The sequence below is a fragment of the Kitasatospora cineracea genome (assembly GCF_003751605.1).
Lineage (GTDB): Bacteria > Actinomycetota > Actinomycetes > Streptomycetales > Streptomycetaceae > Kitasatospora > Kitasatospora cineracea.
Genome location: NZ_RJVJ01000001.1, coordinates 3,883,257 through 3,900,309 on the forward strand (window position 1 = coordinate 3,883,257; position 17,053 = coordinate 3,900,309).

A 17,053-nucleotide genomic window follows, 5' to 3' on the forward strand; every position below is an offset into this window, starting at 1 on the left:
CGCACCGTCACCACCGCCGCGCGCCGGGCAGCCCCGGGCGCGCCCACCACACCACGACGCACCGACCCAGTTGGGGGAGAAATGAAGCGAGGGGGGGACCTCGCGGTCACTGTGCTGGCCGGGATCATCGCCGTCCCGCTCGGCCTGCTGATCGCCCTCCTGATCCGCGCCACCACGGGCGGACCGGTGATCTTCCGTCAGACCCGCACCGGCCGGCACGGCCGGGAGTTCGCCATCCTCAAGTTCCGCACCATGCGCGACAAGCGCCACGAGGACGAACCCGACGCCCCGCGCATCACCCGCCTCGGCGCGCTGCTGCGCAAGACCAGCCTGGACGAACTCCCGCAGCTGTGGAACGTCCTGCGCGGCGACATGGGCGTCATCGGCCCCCGCCCCACCCTGCCCGAGCAGGTCGTCCACTACTCCGACCGCCAGCGCGGCCGGCTCGCCGTCCGCCCCGGCCTCACCGGCTGGGCCCAGGTCCGCGGCCGCAACTCCATCACCTGGCCCGAACGCATCGAACTCGACCTCTGGTACATCGAGCACCACAGCCTCGCCCTCGACCTGCGCATCCTCGCCCTCACCGTGAAGGTGCTGCTGCGCCCCGCCGGCATCACCGCCGCCGGCGGCGTCAACCCCGGCTTCCCGGCCCCCGCCCACTCCCCGGCCCCGGCCCCCGCCGAATCGGCCGCCGCCCGGATCGTGCTGCCCCGGCAGGCCACCGCGACCGCGCCCCGGCTGGCCCGGGAGGAACTGCGCGGCTGAACCGGTACCTTCCGGAAGGAGGAACGGACCCGACGGACGGAGCACGGCAGATGGTGTGGATCGCGGGCGCGGGCGGCGTCGGCCGGGAGGCGCTGGACGTGGCGCTCGCCGCGGGCGTCGAGGTCGCCGGGTTCCTGGACGACCGGCTCGCCGGGGGCCTGGTGCGCGGCCTGCCGGTCCGGAAACCCGTCGAACTGCCCTCCGGCGCACCGTACTTGATCGGCATCGCCGACCCGGCGGTCCGGGCCCGGCTGGCCGCCGTGCTGGACGCGGCCGGCGGGCACCCCGTCACCCTGGTGCACCCACGGGCGATCATCGCCCCCGAGACCGAACTCGCCCCCGGCTGCCTGGTGATGGGCGGCGCGCACGTCTCCAGCAGCGTCCGCCTCGGCCTGCACAGCCAGGTCCACTACAACGCGACCGTCGGCCACGACACCCGCCTCGGCGCCCGGGTCACCGTCTACCCCGGCGCCAACGTCTCCGGCGCCGTCCACCTGGAGGACGACAGCACCGTCGGCTCCGGCGCCGTCGTCCTCCAGGGCCGCACCGTCGGCCGCGCCGCCTTCGTCGGCGCCGCCGCCACCGTCACCCGCGACGTTCCGCCCGCCACCACCGTCGTCGGCACCCCCGCCCGCCCGCTCGCCCGCACCTCCCCCGAAGGCGTCGCATAGGCTTCCCCACATGGGAATTCCTGCGTTTCTGGCGGAGCTGCGCGAGGTGGTCGGGCACCGGCCGCTCTGGTTGTCCGGGGTGTCGGCCGTGGTGGTCGACGAGGACGGGCGGGTGCTGCTCGGGCAGCGGGTGGACAACGGGAGGTGGGCGCTGATCGGCGGCATCATCGACCCGGGGGAGCAGCCCGCGGACACCGTGGTGCGCGAGTGCCTGGAGGAGACCGGGGTGACGGTGCTGCCCGAGCAGCTGGTCTCGGTGTCGGTCTCCCCGATGATCGAGTACCCGAACGGCGACCGCTCCCAGTACCTGGACCTGGTCTTCCGCTGCCGCCCGCTGTCCGGCGAGGCCCGGGTGAACGACGACGAGTCGCTCCAGGTCGGCTGGTTCCACCCGGACGCGCTCCCCGACATCGGGGACCGGCACCGCGACCACATCGCCCGCGCCCTGGCCGGGAAGGACGAGGCGCACTTCGAGCTGACGGGCCGTTAGCGAGGCGGGGGCGCGCGTCCGGTGCGCGCCCCCGCCCGCGGGTCAGAGCGTCCGGAACCAGTCCGCGGTGCGCCGCAGCCCCTCCTCCAGTGGGACGGGCACCACGTCCGGGAACAGCCCGCGCAGCCGCGCGTTGTCGGCCTGCGAGTCCCGCACGTCCCCCGGCCGCGGATCGACGTGCGCGGCGGCGACCGGCGCGCCCAGCACGGTGCCCATCAGGTCGATCAGCTCCAGCAGCGAGGTCCGCGTCCCGAAGGCCAGGTTCACCGGGTCCGCGCAGACCACCCGGCGCAGCACCGCCTCGGCCAGCACCTGCGCGACCGTGCCGACGTAGGTGAAGTCGCGGCTCTGCCGCCCGTCCCCGTGCACCGTCACCGGCCGGCCAGCCAGCGCCGCGTCCAAGAACGCCGGGACCACCGCCGCGTACGCGTGCCCGGCGGCCTGCAGCGGCCCGAACACGTTGAAGAAGCGCAGCGGCAGCACGCCCAGGCCGTAGCAGTGGTGGTACGCGCCGAGGTAGGACTCGGTGGCCAGCTTGGAGACCGCGTACGGGCTCATCGGGGCGGTGCGCATCGTCTCGCGCTTGGGCAGCTCCCGGTTGGCGCCGTACACCGAGGACGAGGACGCCGCCGCGACGTACAGGCCGCCCGCCCGGCGGGCCGCCTCCAGCACCTCCAGGGTGCCGGTGGCGTTCACCCGGTGGCTGGCCAGCGGGGCGGCGACCGAACGCGGCACCGACGGCAGCGCCGCCAGGTGCACCACCGCGTCGGCGCCGGTGAACGCCGCGTCCAGCAGGGCCGGGTCGAGGATGCTGCCCTCGAAGAAGGAGACGTCCACCCCCGCCAGGTTGGCCTTGCTGCCGGTGGACAGGTCGTCCACCACCCGGACCTCCGCCACCTCCGGACGCGACGTCAACTCCCGGGCCAGATTGGCCCCGATGAACCCTGCCCCACCGGTGATCACCACACGCACGGCCGCGCACCACCCCTCTGCTCGGGCCCGGGGACTCCCCCCGCCGGGCCATCGCCCGACTCTAGCGGCGGCCCCGTGCCCGCCGTGCGCGAAATCCCCACACGCGCAACCGAACCGCCGCATCCGGTGCGGCGGTCCGGAAGCGGAGGGTCCGGAACCGGGGGGCCGGAAGCGGGCGGTCCGGAAGCGGAGGGTCCGGAAGCGGGTGGGCCGGGTCAGTGCTTGGGGCGGCGGGCGGTCTCCTCCGCCGCGTCCAGCACCGCCGCCAGGTCGCCGCCCGCGGTCGCGGTCGCCACCGCCGCCACCGCGCCCTCCACGAACGGGGCGTCCGCGAACCGGGTCGGGAACGGCAGGCCGTGCTCGTCGGCCGCGGCCAGCACCGTCAGCACGGTGCGCACCGGGCCGTCCAGGTCGCACAGCACCGCCACGCCGTGGCCCTGGTCGACCCGGCGGGCCGCCGCGGCCACCAGCACCGCGCTGCTGCCCGGCCCGTCGGCCAGCGAGCCGCCGGTCGCCGCGACCGGAGCCGGATCGTCCGCCTCCGTCACGGCCAGGGCCACCGCCCGCACCGCGTCGGCGAGTTCCTGGCTGTGCGAGACCAGCACCAGGCCCACCCGCCCGTGCCCGGCCGGCCGGGCCGGGCGCGGCACCGAGGGCACCGGCGCGGTCACCGTGCCGGTCGCGGCGCCCACCGGCGGGGCCGACGGCGCGGTGGAGATCGGGATGACGTCGGCGCGGCTGCGGTCCCGCTGGTCCATCGGCTGCTCCCGGGTCGGTGGCGGACTGGTCGACCCCATCCTCACCCGAGGCGGCGGCCGGGACGTCCTCTTAGCACAGGTGTCGCCGCCGGACGGCCGGATCGGCCCATCTGCACCGCCCCGCGGGCCGGCCGGGCCCCGATCGGCCCGCCCGGGCGGGCCGGGTGGCTAGGCTGGCGCTCGACCACGGCAGGACCCAGCGGGAGGGTGAGCGGATGACGCCGGCAGAGGCGGCCCGGGCGGCGAACGAGCGGCGCAAGATCGAGCTCGACGTGAGCGGGGCCGAGTGGCAGAACGCGGCGGGCGACGAACAGGGCGTGCAGATCGCCTTCGTCGACGGGTACATCGCCATGCGCAACGGCGCGGAGCCGGACGGCCCGGCGCTGATCTTCACCCCCGCCGAGTGGCGGGCCTTCGTCCTGGGCGCCCGGGACGGCGAGTTCGACCCGCGCAACCAGTAGCGGAGCAACCGGCGGCCGCGGCCGGACCGGCCCGGAACCGGCCAACCCCGGGCCCGCCGGTTGGCCCGGCGTTCACCGGGCCGCCACGTCCCGGACCAGGAGTTCCGGGGCGCGGCGGAGCGGGCCGGAACCCGCGCGCAGGTGACGACTGGGCATACGCCGAGGTTACAAAAGAGTTCTGATGGACCGAATCTTGTTGACTGGTCGACAAGCCTGCCAGCACAGTAAGAGCAGGCAGACGCCGTGCCTACCGCCCCCACGCGGTATAGGCACGGCGCCCGCTTGTGCTGCCCGTCAACGGCGCCGCTGACGGGCTCTCCCAGATCCCTGTGCCGCACAGGGTGCGGCAGCCGTCGCAGCGGGAGTTGGCCCGACCGGGAAGAGCGACTCCCCGGGGTGGGCCGGAGCCCGGATTCCGCACGCCCCCACGCGGCGGTGATCCGGGCAAGGTTCGCGGACGCGACGGCACGAGGGCCCCGCGAACCTGGCTCTTGGGTTTGTTATGTGGCTGTGGTGGTGCCGACCCGATGGCACTTCGACCGCCCGGAGCCCGCCGGAATCACCCGCAGGCTCAAGGAACCGTCTAAGACCATTGAATCAGCAAATGGTGCTCGGAGTTCACACGACCGCGTGCGCAGTGAGGGAATGCGCGCAAGGCACGCTGCGACAAGCCGCCCCCTGTGGATCTCGCCCCGGAGCGGCCGTCGTGCTGAACCGAACGTAGCCCGGACGGTTGCTCAGAGTCAACATTGGTCCCTGAGCGTAGATCTCGGCCTGATCGCGGACCCGCGCACCGGCCCCCACCCACCGGACACGTACGATGGGCCCATGTCATTTCTCCGCCGTCGCTCCGGACAGCCCGCCGGCCCGGACTTCGACGTACTGGCCATGGATCCGGGCGACTGGCCCGGCGACTTCGGCGCCATGATCCTGGCCGGTCAGGACGGTTCCTGCCAAGGCATCTTCCTGCAGTACGACCTGCTCGGCGGCCGCGGCCCGGCCATGCTGATCGGCAACGTCCCGCAGGAGTCGCCCGCCCGCGAGAGCGAGGACGGCGTGCCGATCGAGGCCCGCCAGCTGCTCGCCTCGCTGGAGAACGAGGAACAGGTCGACTTCGTCTCGGCCGAGGACTTCCCGGTCATGCTCGGCGACGACCTGCTGATCGTCCGCAAGGTCAAGGTCACCGAGGAACGGCTCTACTGCTCGCAGTTCGGCCGCAGCGACGGCGTCCAGGTCACCATCGCCTCCTGGGACCGGCCGATTTCGGACGACCTCTACCAGCTCCTCAAGCCGCTTCCGGCGGAGATGTTCCAGCAGGGCTGACGCGCGATGCCCCGGCCGCTGCTGCTCACCCGCCGCCTGCACGTGGACCTCCGGCGCACCGCCGGCGCGGCCTGTCCGGCGTCCTGAACCACCCAGTCACGGACGCCCGACACCCCACGCCGCCCGCCCGGAGGCCCCGCCATGACCCGCACCGCAGCGCAGCCGACCGTCCCCGCCCCCGCCCCCGCGGACCCCGCCGCCGACGGCGCCGTCGAACGGGCGCTCGCCCGGCTGCCCCGGGTCGTCGACCTGCTGGCCGCCCGGGCCGCCGAGCACGACCGCGACGGCACCTTCCCCTACCAGGGCGTCGAAACCGTCCACGAGGCCGGGCTGCTCACCCTCACCGTCGGCCGGCGGCACGGCGGGCCCGGCGCCGGACTGGCCGACACCGTCCGGGTGCTGGCCCGGCTCGGCCGCGGCGACGCCTCGGTCGCCCTGCTCGCCGCGCACACCCTGCTGCACCACGCCGAACAGGCCCGCACCGCGCCCTGGCCCGCCGCGCTCTACCGGCGGCTGCTCACCGAGTCCCGCCGCGGCCCCGCCCTGGTCGGCACCCTCCGGGCCCCCGCCGGACGCCCGCCCGCCGTCACCGCGCACTGGCAGGGCGACGCCTGGCGGCTCGTCGGCCGCGCCCCGCACTGCCCCGGCGCCGAGGCGCTCGCCTGGCTGGTCGTCGAGGCCCGCACCGCCGAGGACCGGACCGCCCAGAACCGGCCACGCACCGGCCTGTTCCTGGTCCGCGCCGACAGCCCCGGACTGGAGATCGACCCCGCCGCCGACCAGCTCGGCCTGCGCGCCGCGGCCGGCCACGACGTCCTGCTCGCGGACACCCGGATCGGCACCGACGCCGCCCACCTGCCCAAGGGGCCGGCCTTCCCCGCCGACCCGCTCGCCGCGGCCTGGCGCCAACTCGCCCTGACCGCCGTCCTGCTGGGCACCGCCCGGGCCGCCCTGGATTGGTCCGCCGGGCGGCTGCGCGGCACCGCCGCCACCCACCGCCGCCCGCTCGGCGAACTCGACGCCGCGCTCACCGGCGCCGAGGAGCTCGTCCACGGCCTGGCCGCCCGCACCGACGCCGACCCGGCCGCCGCCACCCGGGCGCCCGCCGTCCAACTGCTCGCCGCCCGCACCGCCGCGGACACCGTGCAGCGGACCCTCACCCTCACCGGCAGCACCGGCCTCGACCGCCGCCACCCGCTCGAGCGCCACCTGCGCGACACCCTCAGCCTGCGCACCCAACTGCCCGCCGAGGACGCCGTGCTGGACGCCCTCGGCGAATCCCTGCTGGGTGGCTGAAACCCGCCGTCCGGGTCCCCGGCGCCGGACTAGCGGGTGCCGACCGCCGCGCGGACCGCGCGGCGGGCCAGCGCCGAGTCGTCGTACAGCCGGCGGATCATGATCCGCTGCTCCTCGCCCGCACCCGGGACGTCGTGCAGCCGCAGTTCGCGCATCAGCACCAGCACCAGGTTCACCAGGAACGCGTCCCGGGCCAGCGTGCCGCCGGACTGGGCGAGTTGGCTGATCTGGCGGCGGGCCGCGGTGTCGCCCGACAGCACGCTCCACAGCACCGCCAGGTCGTAGCCCGGCAGGTACCAGCCGGCCTGCTCCCAGTCCAGCAGGACCGGGCCGGACGGGGCCAGCAGGATGTTGCCGAGCAGCGCGTCGCCGTGGTTCAGCTGCCACGGCATCGAGGACAGGCCGTGCAGCAGGCCGCGCAGGTCGCCCGCGTCCCGGTCGGTCAGCAGGCCCAGCGAGTGGTACCGGGCGATCTCGGTCTGGTAGTCCATCGGCTTGCCGAACACGTCGGTCGGCGGCCGCCACAGGTTCAGCGTGCGCACCGCGCCCAGCACCGCGCGCACCTCGCCCGGCGTCGGCGCGTTCACCGGGTGCCGCTCGCGGGCCGCCGGCCGGCCCGGCACCCGCTCCAGCACCAGCACGCAGCGGTCGTGGTCGGCCGCCACCAGCCGCGGCAGCCGCACCGGCGGACGGTGCCGGACGAACGCCCGGTACACCGCCACCTCGTGGTGGAAGCGCTCGATCAGCTGCTCCGCCCGCTCCCCGCGCAGCGCCGCCGGCGCCAGGCACTTCGCCACCACCGGGGCCCGGCCGATGGTGCCCGCGATCAGGATGTGCCGACCGCCCTCCCGCAGCACCTGGCGCGGCAGGAACGCCGGACATATCCGCGCGACGTTGGCGAGCACCGCCCGCACCGCCGGGGTCTGCAGCGCGGCCGGGTCCACCCGGTCCACGAACGCCTCCGGGGCCCGGCCCCCGGCCGGCCGGCCCAGCCGACCGGCCTGGTCCGCCACCGGACGGGTCACCAGGGTGGTGCGCCCGCGCGGGTCGCGCAGCTCCGCGCCGCGCGGCGCGGGCCGGCCCGCACCGGCGGTCGGGGGGCGCAGGGGGGAGCGTGACGGGCGTGCGGCCGCGGCGTCCACCCCGTTCGGGGACGACGAGCGGGTACCGGTGCTGGCTGTGGAGTACATGGGCTGGTGAGGGTCCTTCCTTGACCGGCGGCAAAGCTGTGAGTGGCCCGTCGACTGGGGTCGGGCCCGCCGGGTGGGGCGCGGGCGCCGGGCACGGTCGGCGGCCCGCCGGAACCGTCCGCACCCTGGGGAAGTACGTCCGTCCCGACCACCGCGCCCTGCCCGGCGCCCCCGCGCCACCCGGTCGCGCCACCCCCCGCGACACCGCTCCCGGAAGGCCGCCCGACGCACCGTCGGATCGGGATCCGGGCCGGTCGGGGGCCGTTCCGGCGCGGAGCCGGGGTGGCGCATACCTACCTGACACCCGGACGGCACTGGCACACCACGTAGCGCACCCTGGCGAACCCTGGCGAATGGTCGCTTGGCATGTGACAGAGCCACTAGGGTCGGGAACCAGCCGAGGATCCTGGGGGCTTCAGTTGAGCAAGGGGCCGAACACCAGACTGGCCGACCACTTCGCCCTGACCGGATGGTCCAAGGGCGAGCTGGCCCGGCTGGTCAACCGGCGGGGTGCCGCGCTGGGCGAGCAGCAGCTGTCCACCGACACCTCCCGGGTGCGGCGCTGGATCGAGCACGGCGAGATCCCGCGCGACCCGGTGCCGAGGGTGCTGGCCGCCGTGTTCACGGAGCGGCTCGGCCGTGTCGTCACCACCGAGGACCTTGGTCTCGAACGACACCGGCCCACCAGGTCCGGCAGCAGCGCAGCACCGCCGAAGGAGCCCTGGGCACCGGATCGGACGGCCGCGGTCCTCACCGAGTTCACGGGAATGGACCTCATGCTGAACAGACGCGGACTGGTCGGCGCCTCGGCCGCCCTCGCGGCGGGCGCGGTCATCGCCGACAACCTGCACGACTGGCTCACCGGCGGCGCGGTCGCCGAGGCGGCCGCCCGCCCGGGCCCCCGCCCCGTCCTGGTGCAGGGCGGGGCGCACCCCGTCCTGGACGTCTACGAACCCGGACCGGTCGGCAACGACGAGGTCGCCGCCCTCGAGCGCGCCGTCGACGTGTTCCGGGCCTGGGACGCCTCGCGCGGCGGCGGACTCCAGCGCAAGGCCGTGGTCGGCCAGCTCAACGAGGTCGGCGGCCTGCTCACCCACGGCCACCCGCCCGCGCTGGAGCGCCGGTTGTGGACGGTCGCCGCCAACCTCGCCGTGCTGGCCGGCTGGATGTCCCACGACGTCGGCCTCGAACCCACCGCCCAGCGCTACTTCGTGATCGCCGCGCAGGCAGCCCGGGAGGCCGACGACCGCCCCCGGGCCGGCGAGGCGATCTCCCGCGCCGCCCGCCAGATGCTCCACCTCGGCCGGGCCGACGACGCCCTCGAACTCATGCAGCTCGCCAACGCCAGCGCCGGCCCCGGCGACGGCACCCAGCCGCGCACCCGGGCCATGCTGCACACCGTCGAAGCCTGGGCGCAGGCCTCGCTCGGCCGCTCCGAGGCCACCCACCGGGTGCTCGGCGAGGCCGAGGAGCTGTTCGTCCAGGACAGCCCCGAACCCCCGCCCAGCTGGATGCAGCTGTTCAACGAGGCCGAACTGCACGGCATGCAGGCCCTGGTCTACCGCACCCTCGCCGAGCACGACCCCGGAGCCGTCCCGCTCGCCGTCCGGCACGCCCGGACCGCGATCCGGCTGCGCCAGACGACCGGCCGGGAGCGCTCCGCGCTGCTCGACCGGATCACGCTGGCCTCCATCCACTGGATCTCCGGCGAACCCGACGAGGCCCAGGTGCAGGCCAAACTCGCCCTCGCCTCGATCAACGACACCTCCTCCAAGCGCACCTGGGACCGGCTGCGCGAGATGTACCGGCTCTCCACCCGCTACCGCGGACTGCCCGAGGTGGCCGAACTCCGCGACCGGATCCACGCCGTGCTGCCCGCACCCCGCGGACCCCGCCCGATCTGACCGCGCCCGCACCGGCTCCGTCCGCACCGGCTCCGTCCGTACCGTCCCCGCCCGATCCGTCCCCGCCCGATCCGTCCCCCGTCCGCACCGGCTCCGGGCACCTCCGGCCGAGGGGTGTCCGAATGCCGAACAACGGGCTGATTCGCACCCGAACGCACCGCACATTCCGGAAGGGGTCGATCCGGTACGGACGGACCCGGTTTGGCGCGGTCACCGGGCGGAAATCCGTTGCCCTGTGTGCGGATCGGCCACCCAGGCGGTAACCTTCGGTGATTCCGGCGCCCGGGCGCCTGAGCTGTGCCAACCGACCCCGGCGACGGAAATCCCGTTGCCACGACGACCGCCGCAACGGATGCTGACCTCATGTTCGAGCCAGTGATAGCGCCCAGCGCCAGCCTCCTCGGCCTCCTCCAGAGAGGCCGCGGAGACGGGCAGCTGCATGCGTTGGCCGCAGACCGCGACGAGGCGATCGCCGCCGTCGAGACCTGCGTCACCAACGACCCCCGCGCCGACTGGCAGGTCGAGAACCGCTCCTTGTACTACGCCCGCCTCTACATGGAGCTCGAAGCCCCCCTCACCGGCATCGAGCTCCACCTGCACTCGCCCGAGGACAGCCTCGACACCGACGAGGCCCGCACCGGCCTCGCCCTCGCCGTCCTGGGCCACCTCGCCGGCTACGGCCGCCGCGACGCCCTCGACCTGCTGCGCGCCTACACCACCACCGGAACCAACTGGGCCTGGGCCCTCGACGAACTCGCCCTGCGCGACACCGACGAGGCCCTGCTCGCCCTCGCCCCCGCCGTCCTCGACCGCTTCCCGGCCGACCCGGAGGGCGACGCCGACCTGCGCGAGACCATCCGCGCCGCCTACGAGCCGCGGGTGTGGCGGCTGTGGGCCCCGCACCACCCCAGGGTGGCCGCCGCCACCGAGCAGTCACCGTTCGACCTGTGGCAACGGCAGCTCAACCGCCCCGGCGTCACCCCCGGCTGGTCCACCGCCGACGTGCTCGCCTGGGCCGACCAGGGCGAGGGCACCGCGCCCGACGCCCTCGCCCGCCGCGCCGCCGCGGCCGCCCGCTGCCTCACCGCCGTGGTCCGCCCCGAGGACGTGCCGCTGCTGCACGACGCCGCCGCGCACGGCCCGGCCGGCGCCCGCTGCGCCGCGCTGCGCCACCTCGTCGAACAGCGCGACCCGGCCGCCGCCGGATTCATCGAGACCGCCGCGGCGGACCTGGACCACCGGGTGGTCCGCGCCTCGCTGGAACTGCTCGGCCGGATGCGAGGTCCCGAGGCGCTCGCGCACGCCCGCCGCTGGGCCGACCCGGCGACCGGCGGCGCGGACAGCGCCCTCGCCCAGGCCGCCGTCCGCCTGCTCGCGGACGCCGGCGAACCCTGCGACGCCCCGTTGGTCGTCGCCGCCCTGCACCAGTGGATCTCACTGAACGGCGTGGCCGGCGCCGCCCTCGGCAGCCTGGTCGACGGCGTCGGCCGGCTGCACGCCGCCGCCGCCGTCCCCGCCCTGCGGCACGTCTACGGCGAGGCCGCCTCCTCCGAGCTGCGCGGCCGGGCCGCCCAGGCGCTCGCCGTCACCGACCCCAACTTCGGGGCCGGCCCCGCCGTCGAGTGCCTGTGGGACTGCGAGGAGTCCACCCGCGAGCTCGCCGCCACCCACGTCACCACCACCGGCGACGTCCGGGTCCTCGAACGCCTGCGCCGGCTCGCCGCCGACCCGGCCGAGGAGGCCGAGGTGCACGCGGCGGTCCGCGGCCGGCTGACGGCCCGCGACCGGTAGGGTTCCCGCCATGCGCCGACGACTCCGCCACCGCTCCGCCGCGCCCCTCCTCGCGCTGGGCCTGGTGCTCGGCGCGGCCGGCACCGCCGCCGCGCACGTCGAGGTCGAGTCGCCGACCGCGCAGGCGCTCGCCGTCGACGCCGAGGTCGCCTTCTCCGCCGAGGGAGAGTCCTCCACCGCGGGCATCACCGACGTCAAGGTCGTGCTGCCCGCCGGGCTGACCCCCGCCGACCTCACCCTGGCCAAGGCCCCCGCCGGCTGGACGCTCGCCCCCACCGCCGACGGCTTCACCGTGGCCGGCCCCGCGCTGGCACCCGGCACGGCCGCCGACTGGACCGTCCGGGTCCGCCAACTCCCGGACGCCGCCTCGCTGGTGTTCAAGACCCTGGTCGACTACTCCGACGGCCACACCGACCGCTGGATCGAACTCCCGCAGGGCGACACCAAGCCGCAGCACCCCGCGCCGGTGCTCGCCCTCGCCCCGGCCGCCCCGGGCGCGATCGCGCTGCCGACCAGCGACGTGACGCTGTTCGCATACACCTCGTCCCCGCCTGCATCCCCGTCCGCGTCCGCGTCCGCTCCCGCGGTCGTCGCCGGGGGTGGCGAGGACGGCGGCAGCACCACCGCGGTGGTGCTCGGCAGCGTCGCGGGCGTCGCGGTCCTCGCCGCGCTGGTCGTGCTGGTGCTGCGCCGCCGCAGGTCGGCCTCCTAGCGCGGTAGTCCGTCACCCCCGCGTTCGTTCCGGCCCGGCCGGGGCGGGCGCGGGGGTTTCGTCGTGCCGGGGTGTCCCGGTCAGGCCGGGGCCGGGGCGGGGGCCGGGGTCGCGGGCCGGTGCGGGAGGTGGCGGACGGCGGGGGAGAGCAGGGGGAGCAGGGTGAGGGCGGCCTGGGCGAGGGCGGCGGTGGCGGCGAGGGCGGGGGCGCCGAGGCGGGTGGTGAGCGGGGCGCAGGCCAACTGGCCGAGGGGGATGGCGAGGTAGGAGAGGGTGTCGGCGTTGGCGGAGACCCGGGAGAGGACGTCGTGCGGGAGGTGTTCCTGGACGGAGGTGTTCCAGGCGGTGGCGGAGAGGGCGAGGCCCAGGCCGGAGGCGAGGGCGGCGGCGAACAGCCAGGGCACGGGGGCGCGCAGGCCGAGGGCGAGCAGCGGGAGCGGCAGGAGCAGGCCGGCGAGCTGGCCGGTGGCGAGCAGGCGGCGGGGGGCCAGCCGGTAGGCGGCGGTGTCGGCGAGCAGCAGTCCGGCGCCGCGGGCGGCGAGCAGGGTGCCCCAGAGGGCGGGGCCGGCCAGTTGCGGGCCGAGGATCTGCCAGGGGCCGACCAGCAGCAGGTTGGTGGCGCAGAACGACCAGGTGGTCCACCAGACCCAGCGGGTGCGGCGGAGCACCGTCCAGCCTTCGCGCAGGTCGGTGCGGAGGGCGGTCGGGCGGCTGCGGGCCGGTCCGGCGGGCAGCCGGGCGAGCAGGTACGCGGCGGGCAGGTAGCTGAGGGCGTCGAGGGCGACCGCCCAGCCGGGGCCGACGCCGGCCACCAGCAGGCCGGCCAGTGGCGGGCCGAACAGCTTGCTGCCGTTCGCGGCCATGCCCAGCAGGGCGTTGGCGGGCCGGAGCCGGTCGTTCGGGACGAGTTCGGGGAGCACGCCGCGCAGGGCGGGCGAGGTGAACGCGGTGAGTGCCCCGTTGAGGAACTCCAGGGCGGCGAACGGGCCGAGCGCGTAGTGGCCGGTGAGCAGCAGGGCGGCGGCGGCGCCCTGGCTGAGGCCCGCGCCGAGGTGGGTGGTGAGCAGGACGGTGCGCCGGGGCAGCCGGTCGGCGACCGCGCCGCCGAGCAGCAGCAGGGCGAGCAGCGGGAGCATCCGGACGGCGAGGACGGTGCCCAGGTCGGCGGCCCGGCCGTGGGCGGCGTCGAGGACGGCGAAGGCGAGCGCGACGGGGGCCATCGAGCTGCCGAGCAGGGAGATCGCCCGGCCGGTGAAGAAGCGGCGGAAGCCGGAGTGGTGAAGGAGTGGTGGAAGCACCCGCAGAGTGTGCGAGCGGTCGTGCCGGGGCCTCTATCGTTTCGGGTTCCACCGAAAGGTCACCGGAGGGAGGGCGGCGCGTGGTCGTGCTGCGTCTGGATTCGCTCGCGCTGTCGCGGTCCCGGTTCGCGCTGTCGCCGTTCGCCGAGACGCTGGCGGCGATCGTCCAACTGGCCCGCCCGTACAGCGAACCGTGGGCGGTGCCGTGGCGGGAGCGGCACCGGCCGGCGTTCCTGGCGCGGCTGGCGGAGGACGGGTACGCGCGCGGGCTGGTCGAGCTGATCTCGGCGACCAAGTACCTGCCGGGGCACCTGACGCTGCCGCCGGGCGGCGGGATGGAGACCGCGCTGGAGGCGGAGCTCGCCGAGGTGGCCCGGGTGCCGGACGAGGTCGCGGTGGCGGGGCTGTGCACCGCGCAGGAGCACGCCTGGGCCGGCCAGCGGCTGGACTGGCTGGGCGGCCGCGGCCACGGGGCGCGGGCGGCCGCGCTGTTCCGCGAGGTCTGGGACGCGCACCTGGCCGCGGACTGGCCGGCCCGGCGGGCGGGCCTCCAGCGCGACGTCACCTACCGGGCCGGGCTGCTGGCCGCGCACGGCTGGCCGCGGGCGCTGCACCTGATGAACCGGACCAGCGCCTGGGTCGGCACGGACGCGATCCGGTTCAGCGACCGCCCCGGCCCGGACCGGGTGGTCGGGTCGGACGGCCTGCTGTTCGTCCCGGTCACGGCGCAGCGCAGTTCCTGGCTGTGCGAGGCGCCGGGCCGCCCGTTCGCGATGGTGTACGCGGCGCGCGGCTCGGGCGGCGGGGCGGGCGGGGACGGTGACGGGCGGGCGCTGGCCCGGCTGCTCGGCGGCGGGCGGGCGCAGATCCTGGGCCAGTTGGAGACGCCCGCCACCACCAGTGAACTCGCCCTGCTGCTGGGGCAGTCGGTGGGCACGGTCGGCGGCCACCTGGCGATCCTCCGGGACACCGGCCTGGTCGACCGGACCAGGGTGGGCCGCCGGGTGCTCTACCACCGCACCGAGCTGGGCGACCGGTTGGCGGCGGGGCCGGGCACCGGCTGAGCCCGGCCGCCGGTCAGGCGACGCAGAACTCGTTGCCCTCGGGGTCGCGCATCACCCACCAGTGGCCGGCCGGGCCCTGCTGCTGCTCCTCGACCCGGGTGGCGCCGAGCCCCTCCAACCGGGCGACCACGGTGTCGAGTTCGCCGCCGGAGTGGACGTCGAGGTGCAGCCGGTTCTTGCCCTGCTTGGCCTCGGGGACGTCCTGGAAGAGGATCCGGCGGCCCTGGCCGATGCCGCTCACCGGGTCGTGCGGGTCCTCGGGGTGGCGGACGGCCGAGTAGCCGCGGAACAGCTTGCGGCCCTCGCGTTCCAGGACCGCGGCGGCGGGGAGCCGGCCGGCGGCGAGCAGGCCGTCGATCAGTGCGGTCGGGTCCTCGACCTCGTACCCGAGGGCGGCGGCCCAGAACTCGGCGAGTGCGGCGGCGTCCCGGCTGTCCACGACCAGTTTCCAAGTGAGCGTCATGCCAAGGGATTCAATCGCACGTCAGATCGAGCGGCAACGATCTCCGGGGGGTCGGTGCGTCGCCCGGCGAGGGGCGGGAAACGGGGCGGGGACGGTCGGCCGGGGGCCCCGGCGGACCGTCCCCGCGGGACGCGGCGGCGGCGTCAGTGCACGGCGCCCGCGTCCGGGGCCAGGGTGCCCGCGGTGACCAGCGCGATGATGGTGATGCCGAGCAGGATCCGGTAGACCACGAACGGCGTGAAGCTGTTGTGCGAGATGTACTTCAGGAACCAGGCGATCGCCGCGTAGCCGACCGCGAAGGCGATCAGGGTGGCCAGGACCGTCGGCCCCCAGGCGGGCGCCGGGCCCTCGCCGATCTTGAGCAGTTCGAGGCCGCCGGAGGCCAGCACGGCGGGGATGGCGAGCAGGAAGGAGTAGCGGGCGGCCGCCTCCCGGCTGTAGCCGAGGAACAGGCCCGCGCTGATCGTGCCGCCGGAGCGGGAGACGCCCGGGATCAGGGCGAGTGACTGGGCGGCGCCGTAGATCAGGGCGTGCCTGAAGTTCAGCGACTCGATGCTGCGGGCGTTGCGGACGGCTCGGGAGCGGTCGGCGACGGCCAGGACCACGCCGAACAGGATCAGCGTGGTGCCGATCAGCCGCAGGTCGCGCAGGGTGGTCTCGATGGTGTCCTGGAACAGCTTGCCGAGGATGCCGATCGGCAGCGTGCCGATGATCACGTACCAGCCGAGCTTCGCGTTCTGGTCGCGCCGCCACTCGGCCCGGAACAGCGACAGCGTCCACGCCTTGATGATCGCGCCGATGTCCTTGCGGAAGTAGATCAGCACCGCGGACTCGGTGCCCAGCTGCGTCACCGCGGTGAACGCCGCGCCCGGGTCGTCCCAGCCGGCCAGGGCGGAGAAGACCCGCAGGTGGGCGCTGGAGGAGACCGGCAGGAACTCGGTCAGCCCCTGCACCAGGCCGAGCACGGCCGCGTGGAACCAGTTGATCACCGGACACCCGCCGCGGATATCTCTCGGAGGTTCGGCATGGCGGTTTCCTGTTCGCTCGTGGGTGGTCCGGCGGCCGGGGAGCGGTCCGGTGCGGGCAGATGATAGGGGCTCCGGATGTACTGAAGATCGCAATGGGGCGGATCGGGGCGAACCGGACCGTTCGCCCCGGTGGGCGTCAGGGCGTGGTGGTGGCCCACTCGGCGTGGGTCAGCGCGTACACCACGTCGCCGTGCTCGCTGCCCGGGATCGGGTCCGGCCAGTCGACGTGGAACGTCCGGACGTGGCGCAGTCCGGCCCGCTCCAGGACGCGCCGGGAGGCCGTGTTCACCGCCATGGTGGTGGCCACCACCCGCTCGGCCCGCAGCTCCTCGAACGCGGCGCGGACCAGGGCGGCCGCCGCCTCGGTCGCGTACCCGTGGCCCCGGGCGGCGGGCAGCAGGCGGTAGCCCAGCTCCAGGCCGTCCGCCGGGTCCAGGCCGACCGAGGCCGGCGGGTGCAGCGCCGCCCAGCCGAGGAAGCGCCCGTCCGCCTCCAGCGCCCAGCAGCCCAGCCCGTCCGGCAGTTCGGCGTACTCGCGCAGCAGGCCGGGCAGCAGCTCGTCCGCGACCCGGGCGGGCGGGACGGGGCGGCCGTCGTCGATGTACCGCATCACCTCCGGGTCGCCGCACAGGGCGGTGACGGCGGGCAGGTCGGCGGGGGTGAGACGGCGCAGGGCGAGCCGTTCGGTGCGCAGGCGCAGGTGCGGGGGAGGAGTGCTCATCGGGGGAGGGGTGCTCATCGGGCGAGCAGAGCACCGGGGGCGGCGGCGCGGCAAGCGGATTTCGGGGCGGCGGGAATGTCCCGACAGATCACTGAGTTGCTCTGCTCGATTCACTCTGTTGTACCGTTGTGGCTGTTCCGGCCTAC

18 protein-coding genes are annotated in these 17,053 nt (G+C 75.6%); 11 read left to right on the forward strand and 7 right to left on the reverse strand.

Going from position 1 to position 17,053, the window contains the following annotated elements:
• The first annotated feature begins 81 nt into the window (after nucleotides 1-81).
• The 3 genes from EDD39_RS17670 to EDD39_RS17680 are packed head-to-tail and all read left to right on the forward strand — an operon-like array spanning nucleotide 82 to nucleotide 1,926.
• Nucleotides 82-765 carry a sugar transferase gene (locus EDD39_RS17670; RefSeq protein ID WP_123557210.1) on the forward strand — a complete coding sequence of 228 codons (684 nt, stop codon included), beginning with the start codon at nucleotides 82-84 and terminating at the stop codon, nucleotides 763-765.
• Between the two features lie 50 nt (nucleotides 766-815).
• Nucleotides 816-1,436, forward strand: coding sequence for a NeuD/PglB/VioB family sugar acetyltransferase (locus EDD39_RS17675; protein ID WP_123557212.1), 621 nt, complete (start codon nucleotides 816-818; stop codon nucleotides 1,434-1,436).
• Nucleotides 1,437-1,446: 10 nt separating this feature from the next.
• Nucleotides 1,447-1,926, forward strand: coding sequence for an NUDIX hydrolase (locus tag EDD39_RS17680; protein ID WP_123557214.1), 480 nt, complete (start codon nucleotides 1,447-1,449; stop codon nucleotides 1,924-1,926).
• A 42-nt stretch (nucleotides 1,927-1,968) separates the two neighbouring features.
• Here the strand turns inward: EDD39_RS17680 and EDD39_RS17685 are convergent, their stop codons facing one another.
• Both EDD39_RS17685 and EDD39_RS17690 read right to left on the reverse strand, forming a co-directional pair.
• The gene (locus EDD39_RS17685; RefSeq protein ID WP_123557216.1) at nucleotides 1,969-2,898 is read right to left on the reverse strand and encodes an NAD-dependent epimerase/dehydratase family protein; all 930 of its coding nucleotides are present in this window, start codon (nucleotides 2,896-2,898) and stop codon (nucleotides 1,969-1,971) included.
• 215 nt (nucleotides 2,899-3,113) lie between these two features.
• The gene (locus tag EDD39_RS17690) at nucleotides 3,114-3,656 is read right to left on the reverse strand and encodes a PTS-dependent dihydroxyacetone kinase phosphotransferase subunit DhaM (RefSeq protein WP_078914807.1); all 543 of its coding nucleotides are present in this window, start codon (nucleotides 3,654-3,656) and stop codon (nucleotides 3,114-3,116) included.
• Nucleotides 3,657-3,871: 215 nt separating this feature from the next.
• Here EDD39_RS17690 and EDD39_RS17695 point away from each other — a divergent pair, with 215 nt between their 5' ends.
• The 4 genes from EDD39_RS17695 to EDD39_RS17705 all read left to right on the forward strand — a co-directional run bounded on the left by EDD39_RS17695 (nucleotide 3,872) and on the right by EDD39_RS17705 (nucleotide 6,736).
• Nucleotides 3,872-4,117 carry a DUF397 domain-containing protein gene (locus EDD39_RS17695; protein WP_030920714.1) on the forward strand — a complete coding sequence of 82 codons (246 nt, stop codon included), beginning with the start codon at nucleotides 3,872-3,874 and terminating at the stop codon, nucleotides 4,115-4,117.
• 828 nt (nucleotides 4,118-4,945) lie between these two features.
• Nucleotides 4,946-5,440, forward strand: a complete 495-nt coding sequence (locus EDD39_RS17700) for a hypothetical protein (RefSeq protein ID WP_030460187.1) — start codon at nucleotides 4,946-4,948, stop codon at nucleotides 5,438-5,440.
• A gap of 6 nt (nucleotides 5,441-5,446) precedes the next feature.
• Complete coding sequence (locus EDD39_RS42540) at nucleotides 5,447-5,527, forward strand: putative leader peptide (protein ID WP_341869173.1); 81 nt, start codon at nucleotides 5,447-5,449, stop codon at nucleotides 5,525-5,527.
• A gap of 54 nt (nucleotides 5,528-5,581) precedes the next feature.
• The gene (locus EDD39_RS17705; RefSeq protein WP_123557218.1) at nucleotides 5,582-6,736 is read left to right on the forward strand and encodes an acyl-CoA dehydrogenase family protein; all 1,155 of its coding nucleotides are present in this window, start codon (nucleotides 5,582-5,584) and stop codon (nucleotides 6,734-6,736) included.
• A gap of 29 nt (nucleotides 6,737-6,765) precedes the next feature.
• Here EDD39_RS17705 and EDD39_RS17710 read toward each other — a convergent pair whose 3' ends face one another.
• Nucleotides 6,766-7,926 carry an aminoglycoside phosphotransferase family protein gene (locus EDD39_RS17710; RefSeq protein ID WP_123557220.1) on the reverse strand — a complete coding sequence of 387 codons (1,161 nt, stop codon included), beginning with the start codon at nucleotides 7,924-7,926 and terminating at the stop codon, nucleotides 6,766-6,768.
• 419 nt (nucleotides 7,927-8,345) lie between these two features.
• Between EDD39_RS17710 and EDD39_RS17715 the strand changes: the two genes are divergently transcribed.
• The 3 genes from EDD39_RS17715 to EDD39_RS17725 all read left to right on the forward strand — a co-directional run bounded on the left by EDD39_RS17715 (nucleotide 8,346) and on the right by EDD39_RS17725 (nucleotide 12,333).
• Complete coding sequence (locus EDD39_RS17715) at nucleotides 8,346-9,830, forward strand: DNA-binding protein NsdB (RefSeq protein WP_123557222.1); 1,485 nt, start codon at nucleotides 8,346-8,348, stop codon at nucleotides 9,828-9,830.
• Nucleotides 9,831-10,193: 363 nt separating this feature from the next.
• Entirely contained in the window at nucleotides 10,194-11,621 is a 1,428-nt protein-coding gene (locus EDD39_RS17720) for a HEAT repeat domain-containing protein (RefSeq protein WP_123557224.1), read from the forward strand.
• Between the two features lie 10 nt (nucleotides 11,622-11,631).
• Entirely contained in the window at nucleotides 11,632-12,333 is a 702-nt protein-coding gene (locus tag EDD39_RS17725) for a DUF1775 domain-containing protein (protein ID WP_123557226.1), read from the forward strand.
• A gap of 80 nt (nucleotides 12,334-12,413) precedes the next feature.
• Here the strand turns inward: EDD39_RS17725 and EDD39_RS17730 are convergent, their stop codons facing one another.
• Nucleotides 12,414-13,631 carry an MFS transporter gene (locus EDD39_RS17730; protein WP_123557228.1) on the reverse strand — a complete coding sequence of 406 codons (1,218 nt, stop codon included), beginning with the start codon at nucleotides 13,629-13,631 and terminating at the stop codon, nucleotides 12,414-12,416.
• An 80-nt stretch (nucleotides 13,632-13,711) separates the two neighbouring features.
• Between EDD39_RS17730 and EDD39_RS17735 the strand changes: the two genes are divergently transcribed.
• Entirely contained in the window at nucleotides 13,712-14,695 is a 984-nt protein-coding gene (locus tag EDD39_RS17735; RefSeq protein WP_123557230.1) for an ArsR/SmtB family transcription factor, read from the forward strand.
• 13 nt (nucleotides 14,696-14,708) lie between these two features.
• Here the strand turns inward: EDD39_RS17735 and EDD39_RS17740 are convergent, their stop codons facing one another.
• The 3 genes from EDD39_RS17740 to EDD39_RS17750 all read right to left on the reverse strand — a co-directional run bounded on the left by EDD39_RS17740 (nucleotide 14,709) and on the right by EDD39_RS17750 (nucleotide 16,925).
• Entirely contained in the window at nucleotides 14,709-15,158 is a 450-nt protein-coding gene (locus EDD39_RS17740) for a VOC family protein (protein WP_123557232.1), read from the reverse strand.
• Nucleotides 15,159-15,301: 143 nt separating this feature from the next.
• Nucleotides 15,302-16,144, reverse strand: a complete 843-nt coding sequence (locus EDD39_RS17745) for an undecaprenyl-diphosphate phosphatase (protein WP_123560543.1) — start codon at nucleotides 16,142-16,144, stop codon at nucleotides 15,302-15,304.
• A 178-nt stretch (nucleotides 16,145-16,322) separates the two neighbouring features.
• Nucleotides 16,323-16,925, reverse strand: coding sequence for a GNAT family N-acetyltransferase (locus tag EDD39_RS17750; RefSeq protein ID WP_244256769.1), 603 nt, complete (start codon nucleotides 16,923-16,925; stop codon nucleotides 16,323-16,325).
• Between the last annotated feature and the right edge of the window lie 128 nt (nucleotides 16,926-17,053).

Coding starts and splice junctions, on each gene's coding strand:
- EDD39_RS17690 (WP_078914807.1), bottom strand. CDS start 3,656: ATGGACCAGCGGGACCGCAGCCGCGCCGACGTCATCCCGATCTCCACC.
- EDD39_RS17725 (WP_123557226.1), top strand. CDS start 11,632: ATGCGCCGACGACTCCGCCACCGCTCCGCCGCGCCCCTCCTCGCGCTG.
- EDD39_RS17705 (WP_123557218.1), top strand. CDS start 5,582: ATGACCCGCACCGCAGCGCAGCCGACCGTCCCCGCCCCCGCCCCCGCG.
- EDD39_RS17700 (WP_030460187.1), top strand. CDS start 4,946: ATGTCATTTCTCCGCCGTCGCTCCGGACAGCCCGCCGGCCCGGACTTC.
- EDD39_RS17680 (WP_123557214.1), top strand. CDS start 1,447: ATGGGAATTCCTGCGTTTCTGGCGGAGCTGCGCGAGGTGGTCGGGCAC.
- EDD39_RS42540 (WP_341869173.1), top strand. CDS start 5,447: ATGCCCCGGCCGCTGCTGCTCACCCGCCGCCTGCACGTGGACCTCCGG.
- EDD39_RS17720 (WP_123557224.1), top strand. CDS start 10,194: ATGTTCGAGCCAGTGATAGCGCCCAGCGCCAGCCTCCTCGGCCTCCTC.
- EDD39_RS17670 (WP_123557210.1), top strand. CDS start 82: ATGAAGCGAGGGGGGGACCTCGCGGTCACTGTGCTGGCCGGGATCATC.
- EDD39_RS17675 (WP_123557212.1), top strand. CDS start 816: ATGGTGTGGATCGCGGGCGCGGGCGGCGTCGGCCGGGAGGCGCTGGAC.
- EDD39_RS17695 (WP_030920714.1), top strand. CDS start 3,872: ATGACGCCGGCAGAGGCGGCCCGGGCGGCGAACGAGCGGCGCAAGATC.
- EDD39_RS17750 (WP_244256769.1), bottom strand. CDS start 16,925: ATGAGCACCCCTCCCCCGATGAGCACTCCTCCCCCGCACCTGCGCCTG.
- EDD39_RS17740 (WP_123557232.1), bottom strand. CDS start 15,158: ATGACGCTCACTTGGAAACTGGTCGTGGACAGCCGGGACGCCGCCGCA.
- EDD39_RS17710 (WP_123557220.1), bottom strand. CDS start 7,926: ATGTACTCCACAGCCAGCACCGGTACCCGCTCGTCGTCCCCGAACGGG.